The organism is Streptomyces sp. NPDC041940, from assembly GCF_055589465.1.
The window spans coordinates 93,981-117,896 of the sequence record NZ_JBVJBP010000016.1; the positions used below are offsets into that span (position 1 = coordinate 93,981).

Below are 23,916 nucleotides of genomic sequence, written 5' to 3' on the forward strand. Positions count from 1 at the left end.
AACGGCCTCCCTACGACGGTCCCCCGACCCTGGCGCACCCCTGTCGCACGTCTGTCGAATCCCGCTCGAGAGCGCCGCGCGGTCGTCGAGCGGTCTTCCAATGCCTTCCGAGCGGCTGCGGCCAGGCTGGCCGGGTCGTCCAGGAGGTGACCGTGCGCATCATTGACCTGTCCTCGCCGGTGGACGCCGGCTCGTTCGAACCGGACCCCGTGGTCCACGAGGTGATGTCCCCACGCGAGGGCGCGCTGCACATGCGCGACGAGATGCGGCGCCACTTCGACATCGAGTTCGACCCCGACGACCTGCCCGACGGCGAGTTCCTCTCGCTGGACCGGCTGAGTCTGACCACTCACACCGGCACGCACGTCGACGCGCCCTCGCACTACGGATCCCGGACGACGTACGGCACCGGCGTGCCCCGGCACATCGACGCGATGCCGCTGGAGTGGTTCCTCGCCCCCGGAGTCGTCCTGGACGTCCGGGGCCGCGAGGCCGGCGTGGTCGACGCGGCGGACCTGCGCAAGGAACTCGACCGGATCGGCTATGCGCTCGCCCCGTCCGACATCGTGCTCCTGCACACCGGCGCCTCCGCCTGGTCCGGCACCAGCCGGTACTTCACCGACTTCGTCGGCCTCGACGCGAGCGCCATCGCCTTCCTGCTCGACGCGGGCATCCGGGTGGTCGGCACCGACGCGTTCAGCCTGGACGCGCCGTTCACCACGATCATCGCCGAGTACCGGCGCACCGGGGACCCCGCCGTGCTCTGGCCGGCCCATGTCGCCGGACGCCACCGGGAGTACTGCCAGATCGAGCGGCTCGCGGGCCTGGAGGAGCTGCCCGCGCCGTACGGCTTCCAGGTGGCCTGCTTCCCGGTGAAGGTCGCCGGCGCCGGGGCCGGCTGGGCGCGCGCGGTCGCCCTCGTCGACGACCAGGACCCCCTGACCAGTCCCTGACCCGAGGAGTATCCATGTACAGCACCGACCTCGCCGAGGTCTACGAGACGGTGTACCGCAGCCGGGGCAAGGACTGGGCGGCGGAGGCCGAGGACATCGCGGCCGTGGCACGCCGGCACGCCCCGGGCGCCGACACGCTGCTCGACGTGGCCTGTGGCACCGCCGCCCATCTCGGCCCCTTCAGTAAGCTCTTCGCCACGGCGGAGGGCCTGGAGATCGCGGCGCCGATGCGTGATCTGGCGCTGGAGCGGTGGCCCGGCCTGACCATCCACGAGGGCGACATGCGCGACTTCGACCTCGGCCGCCGCTACTCCGTCGTCACCTGCATGTTCTGCGCCATCGGCTATCTCGGCAGCGTCGAGGAGATGCGCTCCGCCGTGGCCTCGATGGCCCGTCACCTCGAACCGGGCGGCGCGCTGGTCATCGAACCCTGGTGGTTCCCCGAGCAGTTCAAGGAGGGGTTCGTCGCCGGGGACCTGGCCAGCGAGGGCGAGCGGACCGTCGCCCGGATCTCCCACTCCACCCTCCAGGGACGCGCGACCCGGATGGAGGTCCAGTTCCTCGTCGGCGAGCCGTCGGGCATCCGGACCTTCACCGAGATCGACGTACTGACCCTGTTCACGCGTGAGGAGTACGAGCAGGCGTTCAAGGACGCCGGCTGCTCCGTCACGTACCAGCCGGGCCCGCCGACCGGCCGCGGCCTCTTCACCGGAGTCAAGGAGCGGGAGGTGTCCGGGCGATGACCACCTATGTCTGGGACTATCTGCGGGAGTACGCCGAGGAGCGCGAGGAACTCCTCGACGCCGTCGACACGGTGTTCCAGTCCGGTCAGCTCGTCCTCGGACAGAGCGTCTCCGGCTTCGAGCAGGAGTTCGCCGCCTACCACGGGCAGCCGCACTGCGTCGGCGTCGACAACGGCACCAACGCCATCGTCCTCGGCCTCCAGGCGCTCGGCGTGAAGCCGGGCGACGACGTCATCACGGTGTCCAACACGGCGGCCCCCACGGTCCTGGCCATCGACGCCGTGGGAGCCCGGCCGGTCTTCGTCGACGTGCGCGAGGAGGACTACCTCATGCGCACCGACCTGCTCCGGGACGCGCTCACCGAGCGGACCACGGCGATCGTGCCGGTGCACCTGTACGGGCAGTGCGTCGACATGGCCGCGGTGACCGCCTTCGCCCAGCGCCACGGCCTGAAGGTCCTGGAGGACTGCGCCCAGGCCCACGGCGCCCGCCACCACGGCCGGCTCGCCGGGACCATGGGCGACGCCGCGGCCTTCTCCTTCTACCCGACGAAGGTCCTCGGGGCGTACGGCGACGGCGGCGCGGTGCTCACCCACGCCGCCGAGACGGACGCGAACCTGCGCCGGCTGCGCTACTACGGCATGGAGGAGAGGTACTACGTTGTCCGGACTCCCGGCCACAACAGCCGCCTCGACGAGGTCCAGGCGGAGATCCTCCGCCGCAAGCTACGGCGCCTCGACACCTACGTCGAGGGGCGGCGGCGCGTGGCGCGACGCTACGCGGAGGGGCTGGGGGACACCGGCCTGGTCCTTCCCGAGAACGCGCTGGGCAATGATCACGTCCACTACGTCCACGTGGTCCGCCACCCCGAGCGGGACCGGATCATCGAGCGCCTCAAGGCGTACGACATCGAGCTGAACATCAGCTACCCCTGGCCGGTGCACACGATGTCCGGCTTCGCGCACCTCGGCTACCAGGAGGGCGATCTGCCGGTGACCGAGCGGCTGGCGAAGGAGATCTTCTCGCTGCCGATGTACCCCTCGCTGCCGCGGCACGTCCAGGAGAAGGTGATCGAGGCGCTCCGCGAGGTGATCGCCGGCCTGTGACGCCGTGCCCCCGTACGAAACGCCGTGTCCCGGTGAGGCAGTCCGCCTCACCGGGACACGGCGTTTCAAAGCCCTCGCCGTCAGCCCGCGTGGTACAGGCTGTGCAGGCAGGCGATCAGGCTGCGGGCCTGGACGTTGACGTAGTGGCTGTGCCGCAGCAGGTCCGACAACTGGTGCAGCGTCATCCAGCGGTGGTCGGGATGGTCGCGGGACACGTCCTGGTCGGTCTCCACGATCAGGTAGCGGTTCAGCGCGTGGAAGAAGCGCCCGCCCTCCTCGGAGAGCACCGTGTCGAACCGGACGCGCTCCTCGGGAGCCCCCAGCACCTCGTCGAGGAACGGCGGCGCGGCCTGGCCGGGCAGCTGCGCGTGGCTCTCCGCGACGCACTGCACGGTGGGGCCCAGCTCCACCACGTCCGCGAAGCCCGGCTCCACGCGCGCGTGCACGAGGACGTGCAGCACCCCCTCGAAACGCCGGACGAGGAAGGCGATGACACCCTGCCCCACCGGCTCGATCATCGGCTGGCTCCACCGGTGGACCTCACGGCCGCCGGCGTCGACCCGCACCCCGATGACGTCGAAGAAGGCGCCCGCGTCATGGCGGATGCGGTCGCCGGTGCGGCTCCAGTCGCGCAGCTCGCCGAGCGCGACCCGGCGGACCGCGATGTCGCTGCTGGTGCGCCGGTCGGTGATCCAGCCGAGGATCTCCGCCGCGCTGTGCACACTCACCGCCCCGGGATCGCCCGAGCGCAGCAGCGCCGACCCGAAGTCGTCCCCGTCCGGCTTCTCGGTGTCCGCACCGGTGAACGGCAGGCACGACAGCACGGTCCGGGCGTCCATGTTGACCGTGTCCCGGCGCCCCAGCAGCTCATGGATCTGGCCGAGCGTCATCCAGCGGTAGCCGTCGATGGCCTCCACCGGCTCGGGCAGCTCGATGACCACGTTGCGGTTGCGCTTGCGGTAGAACCACGAACCCTGCTCGGACTGCCGTACGTCCGCGAGCACTCCGGGACGGCTGTGGATGTCCATGAAGTGCTCCAGATACGGCACCGCGCGCCCTTGGTGGACCCGGGTGTAGTTGCTCCGGGTCGCCTGGACGGTCGGGGAGAGCTGGAGCCCCTCGGCGTTGCCGGGCTCGACCTTCGCCTGCATCAGGCAGTGCAGCACCCCGTCGATCGGGGCGGTGAGAATGCCCAGGATGCCGATCTCGGGCTGGTTGATGATCGGCTGGGTCCACCGCGCCACCGGAGCGCCCGGGTTGCTGACCTCCAGCCCGTGCACGGTGAAGAACCGGCCCGTGTGGTGGCGCAGATCGCCGGTGCCCGGGTCGGTCTCCCAGCCCTCCAGGGCTTCCAGGGGGACCCGGTCGACATGGGTGTAGGCCCGCCGGCCGTAGTCGGCGAACCAGTCCGTGAAGTCGGAGAGATCGCCGAGGGGGCCGGTCCGCGACCGGGCCGAATCGTCGATCCGCCGCTCGACCGGATCTCGTGTCGCCGCGGACGAGGGGGCAGGGGTGTCGCTCATGAGACCTCCAGGGAGGTGGTGCCCGCTGCCGCTTCCCACATCGCCCGGACGGAGTCGCCGAGTTCGATCGTGGGCCGCCAGCCGAGCACCTGGGCGGCGAACCGGATGTCCGCGCAGGTCCAGCCGCCGCCCTTGCTGGCGACCTCGGCGGAGTCGATCTTCACCGACGTGGCGTCCACGCCGGCCGCGTCGAACAGGGCGTCGACCAGGTCGCGCATCGGCACCGCCTCGCCGCGCCCGATGTTCACGACCAGGCCGGTGGCGGGCGCGTGCACCGCGGCGACGGCCGCCCGGGCCAGGTCCCGTACGTCGACGAAGTCCCGCCGGGCGTCGGCGACATCGAGGCCGATCACCTCGCCGGGGGCGAGGGCGCGCAGCCGGGCCACGACGGCACCGAGGAAGCTGGCCGTCGGGGTGTGCGGACCGCAGACGTTCACCGCGCGCAGCACGACCCCGTCCACCAGGCCCGCCCGGGTCCGGTCGAGCAGATGCTCGGAGCCGGTGCGCTTGGTCAGCCCGTACGGGGTCAGCGGGCCGGGCTCGCGCTGTTCGTCGATGCGGACCCCGTCGGGCACGGGGCCGTACTCGTGGATCGACCCCATCTGGACGATCCGCAGCCGCCGGGAGGTCGCGGCGCACCCCTCGACCAGGCGTTCCACCAGGTCGATGTGGGCGCTGCGCATCTCCTCGACGGTGGTGCCCCAGCCGCCGGTGGCGTTGACGACGGCGGTGACGCCGTGCCGGTCGAGGAGCGCCGCAATCTCCTCCGGCGCGGCGGCGGCGACATCGAGGGGGACGAAGGCGTCCGCACGGGTGTGCGGGGCCGGGTGCCGGGCCACCGCGAGCACCTGGTGCCCGGTCCGCAGCAGTTCGTCGCAGAGGCTGCGGCCGACGCACCCGGTGGCGCCCAGCACGGCCACGGTCCCGGCGGCCTGCCCGCCCTGTGTGGTGGTGGACATCGCCGGGCTCAGGGCGTGGCGCCGATGCCGGAGGGCTGCCACAGGGCCTCCTCGACCGCCTGGGACTCGGCGTAGTCGGGCAGCAGGCCCTGGGCCCGCGCCGACGCGAAGGACAGCGCGGCGGCGTCCCGCTCCGACTGCACGGTGTCCAGGCCCGAGGGGAGCCGCACGCCCAGGTCCTTGTCGAAGACGTCGACGGCCAGTTCGTTCTCGGCCACGTAGGGGCCCGTCAGCAGATACGACATGACGGTGTCGTCCTCCAGCGCGACGAAGGCGTGGCCGACGCCGACCGGGAAGTACGAGGCGCGGAAGTGGACCTGGTCCATCTCGACCGCGTCCCACTGCCGGAAGGTGGGCGAGCCGACCCTCAGGTCGACCACGATGTCCAGGACCCGGCCGCGCGCGCAGTACACGTACTTCGCGGTGCCGGGCGGCGTGACGGTGAAGTGGATGCCGCGGATCGTGCCGCGCCGGGACAGGCTGTGGTTGGTCTGCGCCACCGGGAAGTGCGGCCGCCCCAGGGCCTGCTGGAACGCGTCGAGCTGGAAGGGGGAGACGAACAGCCCGCGGTGGTCGCGGAACTGACGGGGGGTGAACTCGTACGCCCCCTCGACCTTGAGCTTACGGATCTGCATCGCTTGGTTCACCGTCCGGGAGGTAGTCGGGTACGGCAGGGCCGGCGGCCCGGGCGTGTGCGGGTGCGGCGCGCCGGTCACCGGCGGCGGTGCTCGACGGCCAGGCGCTCCAGCGTGGGGACGACCTGCGCGGGGGCGGGCGCGGCGAGCGCCTCACGCCGCAGGGCCTCGGCGTTGCGCTTGAAGACCGGCTCCTCCAGCAGGCGGACGAGCAGCTCGCGCAGCCCCTTCGCGCTGAGCTTGCCCGGCACGTAGAGCCCGGCCTGGCGCTCTTCCAGGTAGCGGGACTTGTTGATGGTGTCCCAGACGCCGTCGACGACGATGAGCTGGGGCACGGCGTGGATCATCGCGGTGCCGAAGCTGCCGGACCCGCCGTGGTGGATCACCGCGTCGCAGGTGGGCAGCAGCGCGTCGAGCGGGACGAAGTCCACGGCCCGTACGTTGTCCGGCAGGGTGTCGAAGTCCGTGAGCTGCTTCTCGTTGAGCGTGGCGACGACCTCGACGTCGTCGAGCCCCGCGACGGCCTCCAGCAGGTCCCCGATGGAGGCCCGGTCGGCGCCGAGCACCTCGCGGTGCGCCACACCCAGGGTGATGCACACCCGGCGGCCCTTCTTCGGCGGCTCCTGGAGCCACTGCGGCACCGTGGACTGGCCGTTGTACGGCACGTACCGCATCGGCACGTAGTGCAGGTCCACCGGGAGCCGCAGGGACGCCGGCAGCGGGCAGACGGTGAAGTCGCCCGTCACCGCGGCCTCCTCGAAGGAGGCGCCGTGCCGCTCCAGGCTCCAGGTGAGCCACTCGCGCAGCGGGTCGTCCCGCAGCTCCGGCGGGCGCGCGGCCAGCTGCCCGAGGAAGGTCTCGCGCATCAGTCCCGCCAGGTCGAGCCCGAACAGCAGCCGACCGTGCGCCGTCCCGGTGGCCATGGCGGCGATCGCGCCGGCGAAGGTCATGGTGTCCCACAGGACCAGGTCCGGCTTCCAGGAGCGGCAGTGCTCCACCAACTCGTCGACCATCTGGTCCGAGCAGCAGTTCTGGAAGACGACCGAGGTCATGGCCGTGAACACACCGAGCGTGTAGTCCGGGGTGAGCCGCTCCGGCCGGGTCTCGCTCATGTCGAGACCGACCTGCGCCTGGCTCTCCAGCTGGTCGACGTCCTGGCCGATGTTCTCCTGGGTCTCCTGCATCTGCTCGTCGAGATGCAGTTCCTCCCCGACGCCGACGGCGGTCAGCCCCGTCTTGGTGATCTCGTCGGTGAGATCGGGATGACTGGCGATCCTGACGTCGTGGCCCGCTGCCTTCAGGGCCCAGGCGAGTGTCACCTGGGCATGCATGTGCGACTTGGCGGCGAAGGTGGTGAAGAGTACCCGCATCCCAACCCCTGTTCCGGCGAACGACCCGTATGCGATGGGCCTCCACCCTCGGGCCGTGACCTCGTGCGGGAGTCGAGAGTCGTTGCAGCGGCGCTCGATCCGGGACGTATCGCGCGCTCCGCCCCTCCCGCGCTCGCGGAGAACAGCAGGTCATGTACTACCGTGGGATCAGCCGGCGGGGCCCGGCCTCAGTGAAAGGACCCCCCTGAGGGCGGAGCACCGGTCGCCGGTCCGTGCCGTGAGGGAGATTCAGCAGGGAGACCATGTCTGCCACGAGATTGCTCGTCCTGGGCGTCGTGCGCATGCACGGCCGTGCGCACGGCTATCTGGTCCGCTCCGAGCTGCTGTCCTGGGGTGCCGACGAATGGGCGCACATCAAGTTCGGCTCGATCTACCACGCGCTGCGGCAGCTGGCCAAGGACGGGCTGCTGAAGTCGACCGACATCCCGGACTGGCCGGGCCGGGTCGACTACGAGATCGCGCCGCCGGGCGACGAGGAGTTCTTCCGGCTGCTGCGTGACGCGCTGCGCCAGGGGAACAACCGGGCGGACATGCTGGGCGCCGCGCTCGTGCTGCTGCCCGCGCTCAGCCGCAAGGAGGCGATCGGTCTGCTGCGCGAGCGCATCGCGTCGCTCTCGGCCGAACAGTCGGAGCTGATCGCCAAGGTCGACGAGACGGCCGGCGAGCGGCCGCAGCGGGCCCACATCCGTGAGCTGCTCGGCCTCTGGGAGCACGGCGCCGCCAGTCAGGCCGCCTGGACCGAGGCGCTGATCGAGCGCCTGGAGGCGGGCGCCTACGTCATGGCGGGGGAGGAGAAGGGCGCCTGACAGGGAGCCCTTCCGGCCGTTGATCGGGATCGGGTGGAGGACGGCACGCCTCCCGTGATACTCAAGTTTGTATACCCATGACGCCGGTCCCGAGAGGACGATCGCTGTGCCGATCATGCTGACCTCGGAAGACGTGGACGACGCCTTCGACGACGAGGCCTTCATGGAGGAGCGGTTCTCCGACGTGCAGCGACTGCTCCTCGGCCACGATCCGGCGCCCGGCCCCGAGACCCTGGTCCTGCTCCCCGCCACGCGCTGCCGGCTGACCGTCGGACCGCACGACTCCGGCCCCTTCGGCCGCTGCTTCGCCGTCCGTCTCGAACCCCGCGCTGACCTGTCCGCCGCGTGCGTGGAACTGCTGCTCGCCGACGACGGGTCCCTCCTCGGCCTCGTGGACGCCGGCGCCCTCGACGGCTGGCGCGGCGCCATCCCCGCCGGACTCGCCGCGCGGTACCTCGCCCCGCCGGCCCCCTCCGCGCTCGCCCTCTTCGGCACCGGGGAGGCGGCCTGGGCCTGCCTTCTCGTCCTGCACCACGCCCTGCCCTCGCTCTCCGAGGTGCGTGTCGTCGGCCGGGAGCCGGACCGGGCCCGGGACTTCGCGGCCGCCGCCGCCCTGCGCACCGGCCTGCGGGTGCGCGTGTCCGAGGACGCCCGCACCACCGCCGCGGGCGCCGACGTCGTCGCCACCACCGGCGGCCACCCGCCCGTCCGCGCCGAATGGCTCGCGGCCGGAGCGCTCCTGATCGACCAGACCGCGACGGTCGCGCCCACCGCCCCGGGCGAACCCCGTAACCCGGTGACCGGCGCCCGCGCCTTCGACGCCGATGCCGATGCCGGTGCCGGCGCCGGTGCCGACGCTGCCCTGAGGGCTTGGCCTTCCGGCATCCGCCCGGGCGTCTGGTCCCCTGGTGGCGGTCCGGGCGTCGGGTCTTCGGACACCGGCCCGGGTGCCCGGTCGTCCGACGGGGGTTCGGGTGCCGGGCCGGGTGCCCGGTCCTCGGGCCGGGGTTCGGATGCCGGGCCTTCCGGTACAGGTTCGGGTGCCGGGGCTTCCGGTACAGGTTCGGGTGCCGGGGCTTCCGGTGGTGGTCCGGGTGCCGGGTCTTCCGGCTCCGGCCAGGGCGCCCGGCCGCCCGACTCCGGCTCGGCCGCTGAGCCGCCCGGCTCCGGCTCGGCCGCTGAGCCGCCCGGCTCCGGCCCGGCCGCTGAGCCGCCCGGCACCGTCCCGGCCGCACCGTCGCCCGATGCCGCGTCCGCCGCCCCGGGCCCCGCCGTCCGGCGCGTCAGCATCGCTCCCCCCGGCGACCGCTTCGCGGGCACCCCGCACGCGCCGCTCCCGCTCGCCGAGATCGTCGCGGGCCGGGCCCTGCCCCGGCGCAGCGGCTCCGACATCGTCCACTACCAGGGCGGTGAGCTGGCCGGCTGGAGTGTCATCGCCGCCGTCGCCGGCCTCGGCCACGCCTGGCAGCGGGACGTCGGCACCCCGGTGCGGCTGGGGCGCGGGAGCCCCTGACCGGGGGCGGGATCCAGCCGTCTACTAGGCCGCCGCGAGGAACGCGCCGGAGGGTTTCAGTCTGACCTCGGCGTACGCGTCGCCGGACGCCCGGACGATGAGGAGCACCGATCCCATGTCAGCCGATCAGCCCGGCCCCGCCTCCGGCGGCCCGGCCACCTTCGTGAACAGCTTCACGCTTCGCACCTCCCCGGAGGAGTTCGAGGACGTCTTCGCCCGCACGGCACGCTTCATGGAGCGGCAGCCCGGATTCCTCGGCTACACCCTCGTACGCCACCTGGAGAAGCCGCACAGCTACGTCAACATCGCCCGCTGGTCCGACGTCTCCGCCTTCCGCGCCGCCGTCGGCCAGGCCGACTTCCGGCCGCACGCCGAGGCGCTGCGGGCGATCAGCACCAGCAGCTCCAACCTCTACCTGGAGCGGCACAGCGCCACCGGGGAGGCACGATGACCGGGCGGGGCGCTCAGCGCGACGGGGGAGGCGGGCCGACCCGGCGGGTCGTGATCACCGGCATCGGCGTGGTGGCCCCCGGCGGCATCGGCACCAAGCAGTTCTGGCAGACCATCACCGGCGGCCGCACCGCCACCCGGACCATCAGCCTCTTCGACCCCGCCCCGTTCCGCTCCCGGATCGCCGCCGAGTGCGACTTCGACGCCGCCGAGCAGGGCCTGAGCAGCGAGGACGCCGAACGGCTCGACAGGGCGGCGCAGTTCGCCCTGGTCGCCCTGCGCGAAGCCGTCACCGACAGCGGCCTGGAGCCCAACCCGGAGACCGCCCACCGCACCGGCGTCAGCCTCGGCAGCGCGGTCGGCTGCACCCAGAAACTCGAACAGGAGTATCTGGCCCTCAGCGGCGGCGGACAGGAGTGGCTGGTCGACCACACCGCCGCGAGCGCCCACCTCTACGACCACTTCGTGCCCAGCTCCATGGCCGCCGAACTCGCCTGGGAGGCCGGCGCCGAGGGCCCCTGCACCGTCGTCTCGGCCGGCTGCACCTCCGGCCTCGACTCGGTCGGGCACGCGGTCGCCCTCATCCGCGAGGGCCTGGCCGACGTGATGATCGCCGGGGCCACCGACGCCCCCATCTCCCCGATCACCGTGGCCTGCTTCGACGCCATCCGGGCCACCTCGCCCCGCAACGACGACCCGGCGACCGCGCTGCGCCCCTTCGACCGCACGCGCAACGGCTTCGTCCTCGGCGAGGGCGCCGCCGTCCTGGTCCTGGAGGAACTCACCGCGGCCCGCGCCCGGGGCGCCCACGTCTACGCCGAGATCGCCGGCTACGCCTCGCGCGGCAACGCGTACCACATGACCGGACTGCGCACCGACGGACGCGAACTGGCCGCCGCCGTCGACGCCGCCCTCGACGAGGCCCGGCTCGCTCCCGACGCGCTCGGCTACGTCAACGCCCACGGCACCGCCACCAAGCAGAACGACGTGCACGAGACCGCCGCCCTCAAGCGCAGCCTCGGGGCCGCGGCCCACCGGGTCCCGGTCAGCTCCATCAAGTCGATGATCGGGCACTCGCTGGGCGCCATCGGCTCCATCGAGGTCGCCGCCACCGCGCTGGCCCTCGAACACGGCGTCATCCCGCCCACCGCGAACCTGACCGACCCCGACCCCGAACTCGACCTGGACTACGTCCCCCTGCACGCCAGGGAGCGCGACATGTCGGCCGCGCTCACCGTGGGCAGCGGCTTCGGCGGCTTCCAGAGCGCCATGGTGTTGCGCCGGCCCGAGGGGCGGGCCGCATGACCCCCGTCGTGGTCACGGGCATCGGGGTCGTCGCCCCCACCGGCGTCGGACTCGACGCCTACTGGGCGGCGACGCTGCGCGGCGAGAACGGCATCCGGCGTGTCCAGGCGTTCGACCCCAGTCGCTATCCCACGCGGCGGGCGGGCGAGGTGACCGGGTTCGAGGCGGGCGAGCACCTGCCCAGCCGGCTGATCCCGCAGACCGACCGCATGACCCAGTTCGCCCTGGCCGCCGCCGACTGGGCCGTCGCCGACGCGGGCATCGACCTCGACTCCGTGCCGTCGCTGGCACGCGGCGTCGTCACGGCCGGCGCCTCCGGCGGCTTCGGCTTCGGCCAGCGCGAACTGCAGCACCTGTGGGGCGAGTCCCCCAAGAAGGTCAGCGCCTACATGTCCTTCGCCTGGTTCTACGCCGTCAACACCGGCCAGATCTCCATCCGGCACGGCATGAACGGGCCGACCGGCGTCTTCGTCGGCGAGCAGGCCGGGGGCCTGGACGCCCTCGCCCACGCCGGACGCCAGATCCGGTCCGGTGCGCAGCTGATGATCTCCGGTGGCATGGACTGCTCCCTGTGCCCGTACGGCATGGCGGCACAACTGGCCGGGGGACGGCTCACCGCCGACGCCTACCTGCCCTTCGACGACCGGGCCTCCGGTCATCTGCCCGGCGAAGGCGGCGCGCTGCTCACCCTGGAGAGCGCCGAGGGGGCCCGTGCCCGGGGACGTCACCCCTACGGCGAGATCGCCGGATTCGGAGCCACCTTCGACCCGCGCCCCGGGTCGGGGCGGCCCCCGACCCTGCGGCGGGCCGTCGAACAGGCGCTCGCCGACGCCGGAGCCGACCCGGAGGAGATCGCCGTCGTCCTCGCCGACGGCGCGGGCGTGCCAGAACTCGACGCGGCCGAGGCCGAGGCGCTGACCGCGGTCTTCGGCGCGGGCGGAGTCCCGGTCACCGTCCCCAAGACGGCCACCGGCCGCCTCTACTCCGGCGCCGGTCCGCTCGACGTGGTGACCGCCCTGCTGACCCTGCGCGACGGCCTCGCCCCGCCCACGGTCAACGTCGCCCGGGTCCCCGACGCCTACGGCCTCGACCTCGTCGTCGGCGAGCCCCGCCCGGTCACCGGCACCGCGGCCCTGGTCCTGGCCCGCGGCCACCACGGCTTCAACAGCGCCATGGTCGTACGGGCCCCCGCCCCCGCCGAAGCGCTCGCGGGGCCCGGGCGGAAGGCGGCGGCGTGAACGGCGGCGAGCTGTACGTCCGGGCGACTGGGACGTGGCTGTCGCCCGTCGGGCGGGTCGCGGACGGTCGTTCCAGGTCCGGCGGTGACTTCGCGTACTGGTCCGGGGAGGGGGTGGCGGCGTGAACGGCGGCGAGCTGTACATCCGGACGGCCGGGACGCGGCTGTCGCCCGCCGTACGCGCCACGGACGGTCACTCCACGTCCGTCGATGCCCTCGCGTACCCGTCCAGGGAGAGGGGGACGGCATGAACGGCGGCGAGCTGTACATCCGGTCCACCGGCACCTGGCTGCCGCCCGTCGAACGGGTCGCGGACGCGGTTGCCGACGGCCGTTGCGACGCCGCCGTCGCCCGCTCCACCCGGATGGAGTCGGTGACGGTCTCCGCGGGGGAGCCCGCTCCCGAGATGGCGGCCCGGGCCGCCCGGACCGCGCTGGAGCGGGCCGCAGCCGAACCGGGCGACATCGACCTGGTGCTGCACGCGAGCTTCTACTACCAGGGCTTCGACCTGTGGGCCCCGGCCTCCTACGTCCAGCGGACCGCCGTCGGCAACCAGTGCCCCGCGCTGGAGGTCCGGCAGGTCTCCAACGGCGGCATGGCGGCCCTCGACCTGGCCTGGGCCTACCTGACCGCCGACCCGGCGAGGATCGCGGCCCTGGTGACCACCGGCGACCGCTTCTGCCCGCCCGGTTTCGACCGGTGGCGCAGCGACCCCGGAACCGTCTACGGCGACGGCGGCACCGCCCTCGTCGTCTCGCGGCACTCCGGTTTCGCCCGGGTCCGCAGCGTCGCGACCGTCTCCGCACCCGACCTGGAGGGCATGCACCGGGGCGACGACCCCTTCGGCCCGGCCCCGTTCAGCCACCGCGACGTCGTCGACCTGGAGACGCACAAGCGGGACTTCCTGGCCCGCCACGGCGTCGCCCCGACCGTCGCCCGGGTCGCCGCCGCGCAGGAGTCCGTCGTCAAGCAGGCACTCGCCGACGCCGGGCTCGGCCTCGCGGACATCGACCGGTTCGTGCTGCCGCACCTCGGCCACCGCAGGCTCCACGTCGCCTACTTCGCGAAGTTCGGCATCGACCCCGAGCGCACCACCTGGTCCTGGAGCCGGAACATCGGGCACCTGGGCGCCGGAGACCCCTTCGCCGGACTCGACCACCTGGTCACCAGCGGAGCGCTCGGCCCCGGTGACACGTGCCTGCTCTTCGGCGTCGGCGCCGGCTTCAGCTGGTCCTGCGCCGTGGTCGAGATCCTGAACACGCCTCCCTGGAGGGACCGATGAACGGCACCGCACGCCCGGTCGCCCTGCTGCTGCCCGGCCAGGGCTCGCAGCATCTGCGGATGGCCGCCGGACTCCTGGACGCCGAGCCCGTCTTCGCCGAGGCGATGGACGAGGCCCTGACCGCGCTCACGGACCTCGACGGCCACAGCGCCGGTCTGCGCGAGGACTGGCTGGGGACGGCCGACACCGCGGTGATGGACCACGTCACACGTTCCCAGCCGCTGCTGTTCGCGGTCGACTACGCCCTCGGGCGGCTCGTCCTCGACTGGGGGATACGGCCCGTCGCCCTGCTCGGGCACAGCATCGGCGAGGTGGCCGCCGCGGTCCTCTCCGGCGTCTTCACCCTGCGGGACGCCGCCGCCCTGGTCCACGACCGCGTCGGACGGCTGGCCCAGGCGCCGCCCGGCGGGATGGTCGCCGTCGCGGCCACCCAGGACGAGGTGGCGCCCTTCCTCACCGACGGCGTGGTCGTCGGCGCCGTCAACGCCCTGCGCCAGACCGTCCTCGCCGGCCTCGACGACCCGCTGCGCGGCGTCACCGCGGCACTCACCGACGCCGGGTTCGTGCTCCAGCGCGTACCGGCCTCCACGGCGTTCCACAGCCCGTCCCTGGCCCCGGCCATGCGCGGAGCGGGCGAGCGGATCGCCGCGCTCCCCGTCGGCGAGCCCCGCATCCCGGTCATGTCCGGGTACACGGCCCGGTTCCTGACCCCCGCGGAGACGAAGGACCCGGCCTTCTGGTCCCGCCACCCCGTCGCGCCGGTGCTCTTCTGGCCCGCCCTCGACGCGCTCCTCGCCGAAACCGAGGGCGACCTGGTGCTCGTCGAGACCGGCCCGGGCCAGGGCCTCTCCCAACTGGCCCGCCGCCACCCGGCCGTGCGCTCCGGCCGCTCGTCCGTCGTCCCCCTGCTCCCGGCCCGGCCCGGCACGGCCGACCAGGACGTGACCGCCGTACGCGCCGCCGCAAAGGCTCTGGGCGTGTAGCGCGCGTCGAGTGCCCTTGTAGGCACGCGGCCTAGCGTCGCCGGTGGCGCTTCGCCCCTTCTCCTTCCCTCTTCCCTCTTCACCCTTCTTCTCTCGAGGACGGTGTCATGCTGACGACCGATCAGACCGACAGCGAGCTGGGCCGGCATCTGCTGACCATCCGAGGCGTGCAGTTCATCTTCGGCGCCCAGGGCGACCCCTTCGCCATGATCCTGCGCGCCGGTGACGACGACCCGCTCGACCACGGGGCACGCGCCCGCGAACAGGGCCTGCACGAGAGCAGCGTCGGGGCGTGGGTGACCGCGAGCCGCGAGCTCGGCGCCCGTGTCCTCGGCGACCCGCGGTTCTCCCCGCGCCACGCCGAGGAGGGGCCGCAGTCCCACCCGGGCGTCGACGTCTGGGACAACCCCCTGCTGTGCCACGTCGTCCCGCTCGACGACGCCCGCCTCAACCTCGACCCGGCCGCGTACGCCACGCTCGCCGAGGTCTCCGCGCCGCTGCTGTCGGCCGAGGCGCTCGCGGCGCGGGCCCCGCAGATCGAGGCGGCCTACCGCGAGACGCTCGCCGCGACGGGCGAACGGTTCGACCTGTACCGGGACTTCGCCGTCCCCGCCGCCCTGCGCGTGGTGGCCGAGGTGCTCGGTCTGCCCGACGAGACCCGTGAGCGCCTGCCCGAACTGCACGCGGGCCTCGCCACTGCCCTGGACGCCGGGAGCTGCCCGCAGCAGCTCGCGACCGCCCGGGCGCTGCTCACCGCCGTGTCGGGCCTGTCCGCCGAGCTGACCGGCCTGGTGGAGGCCGGCCGCGCCACCGGCCTCACCGGGCTGTCGCCCGAGGACGCGGTCGCGATCGGCGCGCTCGCCGTCGTGGTGGGCGTCGAGGTCACCGCGACCGCCGTGTGCAACGCCGTCGAGGTGCTCCTGGCCCACCCGGAGGAGTGGCAGCGGATCGGGCAGGACCCCGAGGCGGCCCCGGCCGCGGTGCGGGAGGCCCTGCGGCTGGCTCCGCCGCTGCGGTTCGAGAGCCGTATCGCCCGCGAGCAGGTCGAGTTCGACGGCAAGACGATCGAGGAAGGCCGGCGCGTGGTGGTCCTCGTCGACGCGGCCAACCGGGACCCGGAGGCCTTCGCCGACCCGGACGCCTTCACGCCCGGCCGCGCCGACGGCGACCGCTCGCTCACCCTCCTCGGCGGTCCCGCCGCCCCGGTCACCGACGCGCTGGTCCGCGTCCAGACCGAGGCCGCCGTCCGCGCCCTGGCCGCCCTCCGGCCCGCCCTGCGCACCAACGCCGAGGTGCTGCGCCGCATGCGCTCGGCGGCGCTGCACGGCGTCCTGCGCTTCCCCGTCGCATGACCGGACGCCGTATGACCGGACGTCGCACGACCGGACATCGCATGGCCGGACGTCGCACGACCGGACATCGCATGACCGGACCGGCCCACACCAGGGGAGGAGCACCGCGATGCGTGTACTGCTGACAGCCTTCGCACAGGACGCCCATCTCAACGGCATCGTCCCGCTCGCCTGGGCGCTGCGGACCGCCGGGCACGAGGTCCGGGTGGCCGGCCAGCCCGCCGCGGTCGAGAGCATCACCCGGGCCGGTCTGACGGCCGTACCGGTGGGCGAGAACCACCGGATGGACGCCGTCATCCCCACCGTCGGCCCGGGGATGCTCATGCACCACCTGGACCGCGACTACCTGGAGAACCGCCCCGAGCGGCTGAGCCTCGACTTCCTGCGGGCGTCGAACGCGATGCTGACGGCGACCTTCTACGCCCAGATCAACAACGACTCGATGATCGACGCGCTCGTCGACTACGCCCGCTTCTGGCAGCCGGACCTGGTGCTCTGGGAGCCCTTCACCTTCGCCGGGGCCATCGCCGCCAAGGCCACCGGGGCCGCCCACGCCCGGCTGCTGGCCTTCCCCGACCTCTTCGCCCACACCCATCTGACGCTGCGCCGGCGCCAGGCGGACCTGCCCGCGGAACTGCGCGACGACCCGCTGGAGGAGTGGCTGGCGTACACCCTGGACCGGCACGGGGCCGCCTTCGACCCCGACGTGGTCACGGGACAGTGGTCGGTCGACCAGATGCCCCCCGGGGTGCGGATGGAGCTGGGGCTGCCGACGGTGCCCACGCGCTACGTGCCGTACAACGGGCCGGGCCCGGCTGTCGTACCGGACTGGCTGCGACGCCCGCCGGAGCGCCGCCGGGTCTGCCTCACCCTCGGGCTCACCATCCGGGACACGGAGTTCCCCAACGCCGTCGACGTCAACGACGTCTTCGCCTCGCTGGCCGACCTGGACGTCGAGGTGGTGGCGACACTCAGCGAGAAGGAACTCGCCCAGGTGTCGCGGGTGCCCGACAACACGCGGGTCGTCGACCACGTCGCCCTGCTGGCGCTGCTGCCCAGCTGCTCGGCGGTCGTGCACCACGGTGGCGCCGGCACCTGGGCGACCGCCGCCGCCTACGGGGTGCCGCAGGTGGCGCTCGGCTGGATGTGGGACGCGATCTACCGGGCCCAGCGGGTGGAGGAGCTGGGCGCGGGGCTGCATCTGCACTCCGAGGGCCTGACGGTCGACATCCTGCGCGACAAGCTCGTCCGGGTGCTCGACGACCCGGCGTTCACGGAGGGGGCGCGGCGCCTGCGGCTGGCCATGCTGTCGGCGCCGAGCCCCAACGAAGTGGTGCCGACGCTGGAGAAGCTGACAGCCCGTCATCGGGTGAGGGTGGGAGAGGCGTGAACATCCTGGTGACCGGTGCGGCCGGCTTCATCGGCTCGCACTTCGTCAGAACACTGCTGAGCGGCGGTTACCCGGGGCACGAGGACGACCGGGTGACCGTCGTGGACAAGCTCACCTACGCGGGGACGCTGAACAACCTGCCTCCGCACCACCCGCGGCTGACCTTCGTGCAGGGCGACATCTGCGACACCCCGCTGCTGGACAAGGTCTTCCCGGGCCACGACGCGGTGGTGCACTTCGCCGCCGAGTCGCACGTGGACCGTTCGGTGACGGGCGCCGAGGCCTTCGTCCGTACGAACGTGCTCGGCACCCAGGCCCTGCTCGAAGCCGCGCTGCGGCACGGGACGGGCGTCTTCGTCCAGGTCTCCACGGACGAGACGTACGGCTCCATCGCCGAGGGACGCTGGACCGAGGACGAGCCGCTGCTGCCCAACTCCCCGTACGCGGCGTCCAAGGCGTCGGCCGACCTGATCGCCCGGTCGTACTGGCGTACCCACGGCCTCGACGTACGCATCACCCGGTGCGCCAACAACTACGGCCCCGGCCAGCACCCCGAGAAGCTGGTCCCGCTGTTCGTCACCCGGCTCCTCGACGGTCAGCCCGTCCCGCTGTACGGGGACGGCTCCAACCTGCGGGAGTGGCTGCACGTCGACGACCACTGCCGGGCGGTGCGGCTGGTGCTCGACGCGGGCCGGCCGGGGGAGATCTACAACATCGGCGGCGGCACCCATCTGACCAACAGGGAGATGACCGGCCGTCTCCTCGCCCTCTGCGGGCGCGACTGGGACCTGGTCCAGCGGGTCGCCGACCGCAAGGGGCACGACTTCCGCTACGCGGTGGACGACTCCAAGATCCGCCGCGAACTCGGCTACGAGCCGCGCTGGTCGCTGGAGGAGGGGCTGCGCGAGACGGTCGAGTGGTACGCCGCCCACCGTGACCACTGGGACGCCCGGGAGGAGGGCGCCGACGAGAGGCACGGCAAGGGGTACTAAAACTTGAATATCCGGGTCGCCCTCCCCTATGCTCGCTGGGTACCCAAATTTGAGCACCCGAAAGAAGGGGCGGGCATGGGCGGCGCCGATTTGGCGATCCAGACCGAAGCTCTGAAGAAGAAGTACGGCGACAAGGAGGCCCTCGCGGGACTCGACCTGGAGGTACCCCGAGGCGTCGTATACGGCCTTCTCGGCCCGAACGGCGCCGGAAAGACCACCGCGGTCCGCATCCTCTCCACCCTGCTGAAGTACGACGAGGGCATGGCGCGGGTCGCCGGCTACGACGTCGCCACCCAGTCGGCGCAGGTCCGCTACAGCATCGGACTCCTCGGGCAGCACGCCGCGGTGGACGAGGACCTGAGCGGCCGTCAGAACCTCGTGATGTTCGGGCGCTTGTACCACATCGGCAAGCGCACAGCGCAGAGCCGAGCGGACGAACTGCTGGAGCGCTTCGGCCTGACCGAAGCCGCCGGAAAGCCGGCCAAGCAGTACTCCGGCGGTATGCGGCGGCGGCTCGACCTCGCCGCCAGTCTCATCCTGGCCCCGTCCGTGCTGTTCCTCGACGAGCCCACCACCGGGCTCGACCCGCGGGGCCGCAACGACGTCTGGGAGTCTGTCCGCGGCCTGGTCGCCGAGGGCCGCACGGTCATGCTGACCACCCAGTACCTCGAAGAGGCCGACCAGCTGGCCGACAGGATCGCCCTCATCGACAACGGCAGGGTCGTCGAGTCCGGCACCCCGGACCAGCTCAAGAACAAGATCGGCGGAGACCGGATCGATGTCGTGCTCCGCCGCTCGAGCGACCTCGAACGGGCCGGCCGCATGATCGGCGCGCTGCTGCGGGCCGAGCCCGAGACGGACACCGACAACCGGCGCGTCAGCGTCGTCGTCGCCAACCGGGTCGCCGCCCTCACCTCGGTCGCCCGGGAGCTCGACGACGCCGGCATCGAGGCCGAGGACATCGCCCTGCGCAGGCCCACACTCGACGAGGTGTTCCTGAACCTGACCGGCAACAGGTCGGCCACGTCCGCCGAGCAGAGCCTCAAGGAGGTCGCCCCGTCATGACCGCGATCATCGCGCCCGAACTGCCCAGGAACCCGCTGGCCAAACTGGGCTGGGTCCTCGCGGACTCCTGGACGCTCACGCTCCGCGGACTGTCCCACTGGGCCCGCAACCCCACCCAGATCCTCGCCGGCCTGGCCTTCCCGATCCTCATGGTGCTGCTCTTCGGCGGCATCTTCGGCAGCGGGATGCAGGTCGAGGGCGGCGGGGACTACATGGACTTCCTGATGCCCGGCATGTTCGTCATGTCGATGGCCTTCGGCATCGGCGAGACCATGGCCGGCGTCACCGCCGACGCCTCCAAGGGCGTCACCGACCGGTTCCGCTCCATGCCCATGTCCGCCGCCTCGGTCGTCATCGGGCAGAGCATCGTCAACATGCTCTACAGCACCGTCGTCCTGATGATCCTCATGGGCTGCGGGGTCATCGCCGGGTGGAGCTGGAGCGACGGGTTCATGCAGGCGCTCGGCGCCTTCGCGCTCCTGCTCCTGCTGCGCTTCGCCCTGCTCTGGGTCGGCATCTACCTCGGCCTGATCATCAAGACCCCGGAGGCGGCCTCCGCCGTCTACACCCTGCTGTTCCCGCTGGGCATCGTCGCCAACACCTTCGCCTCCCCGGAGATGATGCCGGGCTGGCTGGCGACCATCGCCGAGTGGAACCCCCTGTCCTCCACCGCCCACGCCACCCGGGAACTGTTCGGCAACCCCGGAGTCGGCGGCACCTCCTGGATCGCCGAACACGCCATGCTCATGTCCTTCGTCTGGCCGCTCGCGATCTTCGCGGTCTTCTTCCCGCTGGCCGTCCGCAAGTACCGGTCCCTGAGCCGGTGACCCCACCCTGAACCGGGGATGTGAGCCGGCCAATCCCCCGGACCGGCTCACATCCCCCCGGCTTCCCGGCGACTTCGGAGCCCCGCCCCCCAGCAGCTTGTCCGCCGGCCGGGCGGGCAACTCCTCGACTCGCCCACTCACCTGGGGACGATCTCCTTGGCTCGTGCGCCGGAGGCCCGGCCGTCTCCTCGCCCGGTCCGCCGCCCTACATCGGGTGCCGCCCTCGGTCTGTTCGTCAGCCGCGGGGGCCGTCTCCTCGCCCGGTCTGCCGCTCCCGGCGGGTCGTGCCTCGACTGTCCACCGACCTCGGAGGGCTGCCTCCCTTGGCTTGTGCGCCGGCCGGATGGGCCGCCCATACACCTGCCTGTCGCCCCACCCCGGGGGGCCGCCCTCGGTCTGTCCGTCAGCCGCGGGGGCTGTCTCCTCGCCCGGTCTGCCGCTCCCGGCGGCCAGCGCCCGACCTGCCCACGCCCTCCCGGAGGGCCACCCCACGACCTGCCCACCACCCCAGCGGTCGGCCTCGCCAGCCGTACCGCAGCCCCCGACGGGACGTCGACCACGACTGGAGTCGGTGAAATTAGCGTGCACGGCATGAGCCTCTTCGACATCGCCATCGCGGAACTCAACGGCAAGCCCGACCTGCTGGCCCGCCACCGCGGCCGGACCCTGCTCATCGTCAACGTGGCGTCCCAGTGCGCCCTGGCCAGCCAGTACGCCGGACTCGACACGCTCGCCCGCCGTCACCACGAGGACGGGCTCACCGTCATCGGCGTGCCCTGCAACCAGTTCGGCGAGCAGGAGCCGGGCACCCCCGAGGAGATCGCCGGCTTCTGCTCCCTCCAGCAGATCTCGTTCCCGCTCACCGAGAAGACCGCCGTCAACGGAGCGGACCGCCACCCCCTCTACGCCGCCCTGACCCCCTGCGCCGACGCGGAGGGCCACACCGGCGACGTGCGCTGGAACTTCGAGAAGTTCCTCGTCTCGCCCACCGGAGAACCCGTGGGCCGCTTCGGCCCCACGGTCGACCCGCAGGACCCCGAACTCCTGCGCGCCGTCCGCGCGCAGACGCAGACGCAGACGCAGTGAGCCCCACACGGAAAGGATGATTCGTGAACCAGACGCCGGTTACCGCAACCGACGAGGGCATCCAGGTCTTAGGTGCCCGAGAGAACAACCTGAGGGACGTCTCCCTCGTCATCCCCAAGAACCGGATCTCGGTCTTCGTCGGCGTCTCCGGCTCCGGAAAGTCCTCCCTGGTCTTCGACACCGTCGCCGTGGAGGCCCAGCGGCAGCTCAACGCCACCTTCCCCTGGAACATCCGGCACGACCTGCCCAAGTTCGAACGCCCGCACGTGGACGCCGTCACCCGGCTGACCACACCGGTCGTCGTCGACCAGCGCCCCCTCGGCGGCAACGCCCGCTCCACCGTCGGCACCGTCACCGACGTCTACACCGTGATGCGCGTCCTCTTCGCCAACCACGGCAACGACGGACTCGGCCAGACCTGGCTGTACTCCTTCAACGACCCCAAGGGCATGTGCCCCGAGTGCGAGGGCCTCGGCCGCGCCCGCCGCCCCAGCCCCGAGCTGATGACCGACCCCGGCAAGTCCATCGCCGAGGGCGCCATCCTCCTGCCCGGCTACACCGTCGGCAGCGCCAACTGGCAGTTCTACGCCAACTACGAGCACCTGGACGCCGAGAAGAAGCTCGCGGACTACACCGCCGAGGAGACGCACACCCTGCTGCACGGCAGCACCGGCACGGTCGAGGTGACCTACCCCAACGGCAACGTACTGGCCCTGCGCTACGAGGGCCTGGTGGACAGCTTCGTCCGCCGCCACCTCAAGCGGGACACCGGCGGCATGAGCAAGGCCGCCCGCGACAAGGCCGCCGAGTTCTTCACCGACGGCGTCTGCCCCACCTGCGAGGGCGCCCGGCTCAACCAGAAGGCACTCGCCACCCGCATCGACGGCCACAACATCTCCGACTGGTCCCAGATGCAGGTCAGCGACCTCATCGGCGTCGTCGCCACGCTCAGGGAACGGCTCGACACCCCGCTCGTCACCACCATCATCGAGACCCTGGAGCAGATCCAGGCCATCGGCCTCGGCTACCTCACCCTCGACCGGTCCACCACCTCGCTCTCCGGCGGCGAGGGTCAGCGGCTCAAGCTCGTCAACCACCTCGGCAGCGAACTGACCGGCCTGACCTACATCTTCGACGAGCCCAGCGTCGGCCTGCACCCCCGCGACGTCAGCCGCCTCAACGACCTGCTGCGCGCCCTGCGCGACAAGGGCAACACGGTCCTCGTCGTGGAGCACGACCCCGACGTCATGGCGGTCGCCGACCACGTCGTCGAGATCGGGCCGCGGGCCGGCGTGCACGGCGGCACGATCGTCTTCGAAGGCGCCTACGACGAACTCCGCACCAGCGACACGCTCACCGGGCAGGGACTGCGGCGCACCGGCGGGATCAAGGAGAACCCCCGCACCTGGGGCCGGACCCTGCCGATCCGTAACGCCACGGCCAACAACCTGAAGAACGTCTCCACCGAGATCCCCTGCGGTGTCCTCACCGCCGTCACCGGGGTGGCAGGCGCCGGCAAGAGCTCCCTGATCGCCCACGCCTTCCGCGACCAGTACCCGGGCTCCGTCTTCGTCGACCAGTCGCCCATCCCGCGTTCCTCGCGGTCCACCCCGGCGAGCTACCTCAAGCTGATGGATCCGATCCGCAAGCTCTTCGCCAAGGCCAGCGGCGAGGACGCCTCCCTCTTCAGCTTCAACTCCAAGGGCGCGTGCGAGGAGTGCGAGGGCCGCGGCCTGCTCATCACCGAGGTCGCCTACATGGACCCGGTCACCACGCACTGCGAGGTCTGCGAGGGGCGCCGCTTCAAGGAGTCGGTGCTCCAGCACCGGGTGCGCGGCAAGAACATCGCGGACGTCCTGGCCATGTCCGCAGAGGAGGCGGGGGAGTTCTTCCTCTCGGGCCCGCTGCGCGCCAAGACCAAGGCGCTGATCGAGACCGGCATCGGCTACCTCGGCCTCGGCCAGTCGCTGGCCACGCTGTCCGGCGGTGAACGCCAGCGGCTCAAGCTCGCCGACCGGCTCTCCGGCTCGGGCACGGTCTACATCCTCGACGAGCCGACCACCGGCCTGCATCTGTCCGACATCGACAACCTGAACGGGCTGCTGAACCGGATCGTCGACCGGGGCAACACCGTCGTCGTCATCGAGCACGATCTGGCCGTGATCTCCCAGGCCGACTGGGTCATCGACCTCGGGCCCGAGGGCGGCAACACCGGCGGCGAGATCGTCTTCACGGGCACGCCCGCCGAACTGGCGAAGGCGGCCCACTCGCACACCGGACAGCACCTGAGCCTGTACCTGGAGAACTAGGCGGAACCA

General features: G+C 72.3%; 21 protein-coding genes. 17 read left to right on the forward strand and 4 right to left on the reverse strand.

Annotation, left to right across the window (positions count from 1 at the left end; all coding sequences use genetic code 11):
- The first annotated feature begins 152 nt into the window (after nucleotides 1-152).
- The 3 genes from ACZ6I3_RS25695 to ACZ6I3_RS25705 are packed head-to-tail and all read left to right on the forward strand — an operon-like array spanning nucleotide 153 to nucleotide 2,802.
- The gene (locus tag ACZ6I3_RS25695; protein WP_469417697.1) at nucleotides 153-953 is read left to right on the forward strand and encodes a cyclase family protein; all 801 of its coding nucleotides are present in this window, start codon (nucleotides 153-155) and stop codon (nucleotides 951-953) included.
- 14 nt (nucleotides 954-967) lie between these two features.
- Nucleotides 968-1,696, forward strand: coding sequence for a class I SAM-dependent methyltransferase (locus tag ACZ6I3_RS25700; protein WP_469417698.1), 729 nt, complete (start codon nucleotides 968-970; stop codon nucleotides 1,694-1,696).
- On the forward strand, nucleotides 1,693-2,802 hold the full coding sequence (locus ACZ6I3_RS25705; RefSeq protein WP_469417699.1) for a DegT/DnrJ/EryC1/StrS family aminotransferase: 1,110 nt from the start codon (nucleotides 1,693-1,695) through the stop codon (nucleotides 2,800-2,802). The genes ACZ6I3_RS25700 and ACZ6I3_RS25705 overlap by 4 nt, the downstream gene beginning before the upstream one ends.
- A gap of 80 nt (nucleotides 2,803-2,882) precedes the next feature.
- Here the strand turns inward: ACZ6I3_RS25705 and ACZ6I3_RS25710 are convergent, their stop codons facing one another.
- The 4 genes from ACZ6I3_RS25710 to ACZ6I3_RS25725 form a co-directional block, all read right to left on the reverse strand.
- On the reverse strand, nucleotides 2,883-4,325 hold the full coding sequence (locus tag ACZ6I3_RS25710; protein WP_469417701.1) for an NDP-hexose 2,3-dehydratase family protein: 1,443 nt from the start codon (nucleotides 4,323-4,325) through the stop codon (nucleotides 2,883-2,885).
- Entirely contained in the window at nucleotides 4,322-5,284 is a 963-nt protein-coding gene (locus tag ACZ6I3_RS25715) for an NAD-dependent epimerase/dehydratase family protein (protein WP_469417702.1), read from the reverse strand. Before ACZ6I3_RS25715 ends, ACZ6I3_RS25710 begins: the two co-directional genes overlap by 4 nt.
- A gap of 8 nt (nucleotides 5,285-5,292) precedes the next feature.
- Nucleotides 5,293-5,919: a dTDP-4-dehydrorhamnose 3,5-epimerase family protein gene (locus ACZ6I3_RS25720; protein WP_469417704.1), complete on the reverse strand. Its 627-nt coding sequence runs from the start codon at nucleotides 5,917-5,919 to the stop codon at nucleotides 5,293-5,295.
- Between the two features lie 77 nt (nucleotides 5,920-5,996).
- Nucleotides 5,997-7,289, reverse strand: a complete 1,293-nt coding sequence (locus tag ACZ6I3_RS25725) for an activator-dependent family glycosyltransferase (protein WP_469417705.1) — start codon at nucleotides 7,287-7,289, stop codon at nucleotides 5,997-5,999.
- Between the two features lie 263 nt (nucleotides 7,290-7,552).
- On the opposite strand from ACZ6I3_RS25725, the gene ACZ6I3_RS25730 reads away from it, so the two are divergent.
- From ACZ6I3_RS25730 to ACZ6I3_RS25795, 14 genes are all read left to right on the forward strand, one after another.
- The gene (locus ACZ6I3_RS25730) at nucleotides 7,553-8,116 is read left to right on the forward strand and encodes a PadR family transcriptional regulator (RefSeq protein WP_382578932.1); all 564 of its coding nucleotides are present in this window, start codon (nucleotides 7,553-7,555) and stop codon (nucleotides 8,114-8,116) included.
- Between the two features lie 115 nt (nucleotides 8,117-8,231).
- The gene (locus ACZ6I3_RS25735; RefSeq protein WP_469417707.1) at nucleotides 8,232-9,629 is read left to right on the forward strand and encodes a hypothetical protein; all 1,398 of its coding nucleotides are present in this window, start codon (nucleotides 8,232-8,234) and stop codon (nucleotides 9,627-9,629) included.
- A gap of 115 nt (nucleotides 9,630-9,744) precedes the next feature.
- Nucleotides 9,745-10,080, forward strand: coding sequence for an antibiotic biosynthesis monooxygenase family protein (locus ACZ6I3_RS25740; RefSeq protein ID WP_382490958.1), 336 nt, complete (start codon nucleotides 9,745-9,747; stop codon nucleotides 10,078-10,080).
- On the forward strand, nucleotides 10,077-11,384 hold the full coding sequence (locus ACZ6I3_RS25745; protein ID WP_469417708.1) for a beta-ketoacyl-[acyl-carrier-protein] synthase family protein: 1,308 nt from the start codon (nucleotides 10,077-10,079) through the stop codon (nucleotides 11,382-11,384). The genes ACZ6I3_RS25740 and ACZ6I3_RS25745 overlap by 4 nt, the downstream gene beginning before the upstream one ends.
- The gene (locus ACZ6I3_RS25750; protein ID WP_469417710.1) at nucleotides 11,381-12,622 is read left to right on the forward strand and encodes a ketosynthase chain-length factor; all 1,242 of its coding nucleotides are present in this window, start codon (nucleotides 11,381-11,383) and stop codon (nucleotides 12,620-12,622) included. Before ACZ6I3_RS25745 ends, ACZ6I3_RS25750 begins: the two co-directional genes overlap by 4 nt.
- A gap of 246 nt (nucleotides 12,623-12,868) precedes the next feature.
- The gene (locus ACZ6I3_RS25755; protein WP_469417711.1) at nucleotides 12,869-13,903 is read left to right on the forward strand and encodes a ketoacyl-ACP synthase III family protein; all 1,035 of its coding nucleotides are present in this window, start codon (nucleotides 12,869-12,871) and stop codon (nucleotides 13,901-13,903) included.
- On the forward strand, nucleotides 13,900-14,886 hold the full coding sequence (locus ACZ6I3_RS25760) for an acyltransferase domain-containing protein (RefSeq protein WP_469417712.1): 987 nt from the start codon (nucleotides 13,900-13,902) through the stop codon (nucleotides 14,884-14,886). Before ACZ6I3_RS25755 ends, ACZ6I3_RS25760 begins: the two co-directional genes overlap by 4 nt.
- A 107-nt stretch (nucleotides 14,887-14,993) precedes the next feature.
- On the forward strand, nucleotides 14,994-16,238 hold the full coding sequence (locus tag ACZ6I3_RS25765; RefSeq protein WP_469417713.1) for a cytochrome P450 family protein: 1,245 nt from the start codon (nucleotides 14,994-14,996) through the stop codon (nucleotides 16,236-16,238).
- 109 nt (nucleotides 16,239-16,347) lie between these two features.
- Nucleotides 16,348-17,628 (forward strand): activator-dependent family glycosyltransferase, encoded by a 1,281-nt coding sequence (locus ACZ6I3_RS25770; protein WP_469417715.1) that lies wholly within the window; start codon nucleotides 16,348-16,350, stop codon nucleotides 17,626-17,628.
- Nucleotides 17,625-18,620: a dTDP-glucose 4,6-dehydratase gene (gene rfbB / locus ACZ6I3_RS25775; protein ID WP_469417716.1), complete on the forward strand. Its 996-nt coding sequence runs from the start codon at nucleotides 17,625-17,627 to the stop codon at nucleotides 18,618-18,620. Before ACZ6I3_RS25770 ends, rfbB begins: the two co-directional genes overlap by 4 nt.
- Before the next feature lie 75 nt (nucleotides 18,621-18,695).
- Complete coding sequence (locus ACZ6I3_RS25780; RefSeq protein ID WP_469417718.1) at nucleotides 18,696-19,685, forward strand: ATP-binding cassette domain-containing protein; 990 nt, start codon at nucleotides 18,696-18,698, stop codon at nucleotides 19,683-19,685.
- On the forward strand, nucleotides 19,682-20,512 hold the full coding sequence (locus tag ACZ6I3_RS25785) for an ABC transporter permease (protein WP_189725842.1): 831 nt from the start codon (nucleotides 19,682-19,684) through the stop codon (nucleotides 20,510-20,512). The genes ACZ6I3_RS25780 and ACZ6I3_RS25785 overlap by 4 nt, the downstream gene beginning before the upstream one ends.
- 591 nt (nucleotides 20,513-21,103) lie before the next feature.
- Complete coding sequence (locus ACZ6I3_RS25790) at nucleotides 21,104-21,598, forward strand: glutathione peroxidase (RefSeq protein ID WP_469417720.1); 495 nt, start codon at nucleotides 21,104-21,106, stop codon at nucleotides 21,596-21,598.
- 23 nt (nucleotides 21,599-21,621) lie between these two features.
- Nucleotides 21,622-23,907, forward strand: coding sequence for an ATP-binding cassette domain-containing protein (locus ACZ6I3_RS25795; RefSeq protein ID WP_469417721.1), 2,286 nt, complete (start codon nucleotides 21,622-21,624; stop codon nucleotides 23,905-23,907).
- Nucleotides 23,908-23,916 lie beyond the last annotated feature (9 nt).

Bases quoted from the DNA above. Each gene is read 5' to 3' on its own strand.
- ACZ6I3_RS25700 (WP_469417698.1), top strand. From the start codon at position 968: ATGTACAGCACCGACCTCGCCGAGGTCTACGAGACGGTGTACCGCAGC.
- ACZ6I3_RS25705 (WP_469417699.1), top strand. From the start codon at position 1,693: ATGACCACCTATGTCTGGGACTATCTGCGGGAGTACGCCGAGGAGCGC.
- ACZ6I3_RS25710 (WP_469417701.1), bottom strand. From the start codon at position 4,325: ATGAGCGACACCCCTGCCCCCTCGTCCGCGGCGACACGAGATCCGGTC.
- ACZ6I3_RS25715 (WP_469417702.1), bottom strand. From the start codon at position 5,284: ATGTCCACCACCACACAGGGCGGGCAGGCCGCCGGGACCGTGGCCGTG.
- ACZ6I3_RS25720 (WP_469417704.1), bottom strand. From the start codon at position 5,919: ATGCAGATCCGTAAGCTCAAGGTCGAGGGGGCGTACGAGTTCACCCCC.
- ACZ6I3_RS25725 (WP_469417705.1), bottom strand. From the start codon at position 7,289: ATGCGGGTACTCTTCACCACCTTCGCCGCCAAGTCGCACATGCATGCC.
- ACZ6I3_RS25730 (WP_382578932.1), top strand. From the start codon at position 7,553: ATGTCTGCCACGAGATTGCTCGTCCTGGGCGTCGTGCGCATGCACGGC.
- ACZ6I3_RS25735 (WP_469417707.1), top strand. From the start codon at position 8,232: ATGCTGACCTCGGAAGACGTGGACGACGCCTTCGACGACGAGGCCTTC.
- ACZ6I3_RS25740 (WP_382490958.1), top strand. From the start codon at position 9,745: ATGTCAGCCGATCAGCCCGGCCCCGCCTCCGGCGGCCCGGCCACCTTC.
- ACZ6I3_RS25745 (WP_469417708.1), top strand. From the start codon at position 10,077: ATGACCGGGCGGGGCGCTCAGCGCGACGGGGGAGGCGGGCCGACCCGG.
- ACZ6I3_RS25750 (WP_469417710.1), top strand. From the start codon at position 11,381: ATGACCCCCGTCGTGGTCACGGGCATCGGGGTCGTCGCCCCCACCGGC.
- ACZ6I3_RS25755 (WP_469417711.1), top strand. From the start codon at position 12,869: ATGAACGGCGGCGAGCTGTACATCCGGTCCACCGGCACCTGGCTGCCG.
- ACZ6I3_RS25760 (WP_469417712.1), top strand. From the start codon at position 13,900: ATGAACGGCACCGCACGCCCGGTCGCCCTGCTGCTGCCCGGCCAGGGC.
- ACZ6I3_RS25765 (WP_469417713.1), top strand. From the start codon at position 14,994: ATGCTGACGACCGATCAGACCGACAGCGAGCTGGGCCGGCATCTGCTG.
- ACZ6I3_RS25770 (WP_469417715.1), top strand. From the start codon at position 16,348: ATGCGTGTACTGCTGACAGCCTTCGCACAGGACGCCCATCTCAACGGC.
- ACZ6I3_RS25780 (WP_469417718.1), top strand. From the start codon at position 18,696: ATGGGCGGCGCCGATTTGGCGATCCAGACCGAAGCTCTGAAGAAGAAG.
- ACZ6I3_RS25785 (WP_189725842.1), top strand. From the start codon at position 19,682: ATGACCGCGATCATCGCGCCCGAACTGCCCAGGAACCCGCTGGCCAAA.
- ACZ6I3_RS25790 (WP_469417720.1), top strand. From the start codon at position 21,104: ATGAGCCTCTTCGACATCGCCATCGCGGAACTCAACGGCAAGCCCGAC.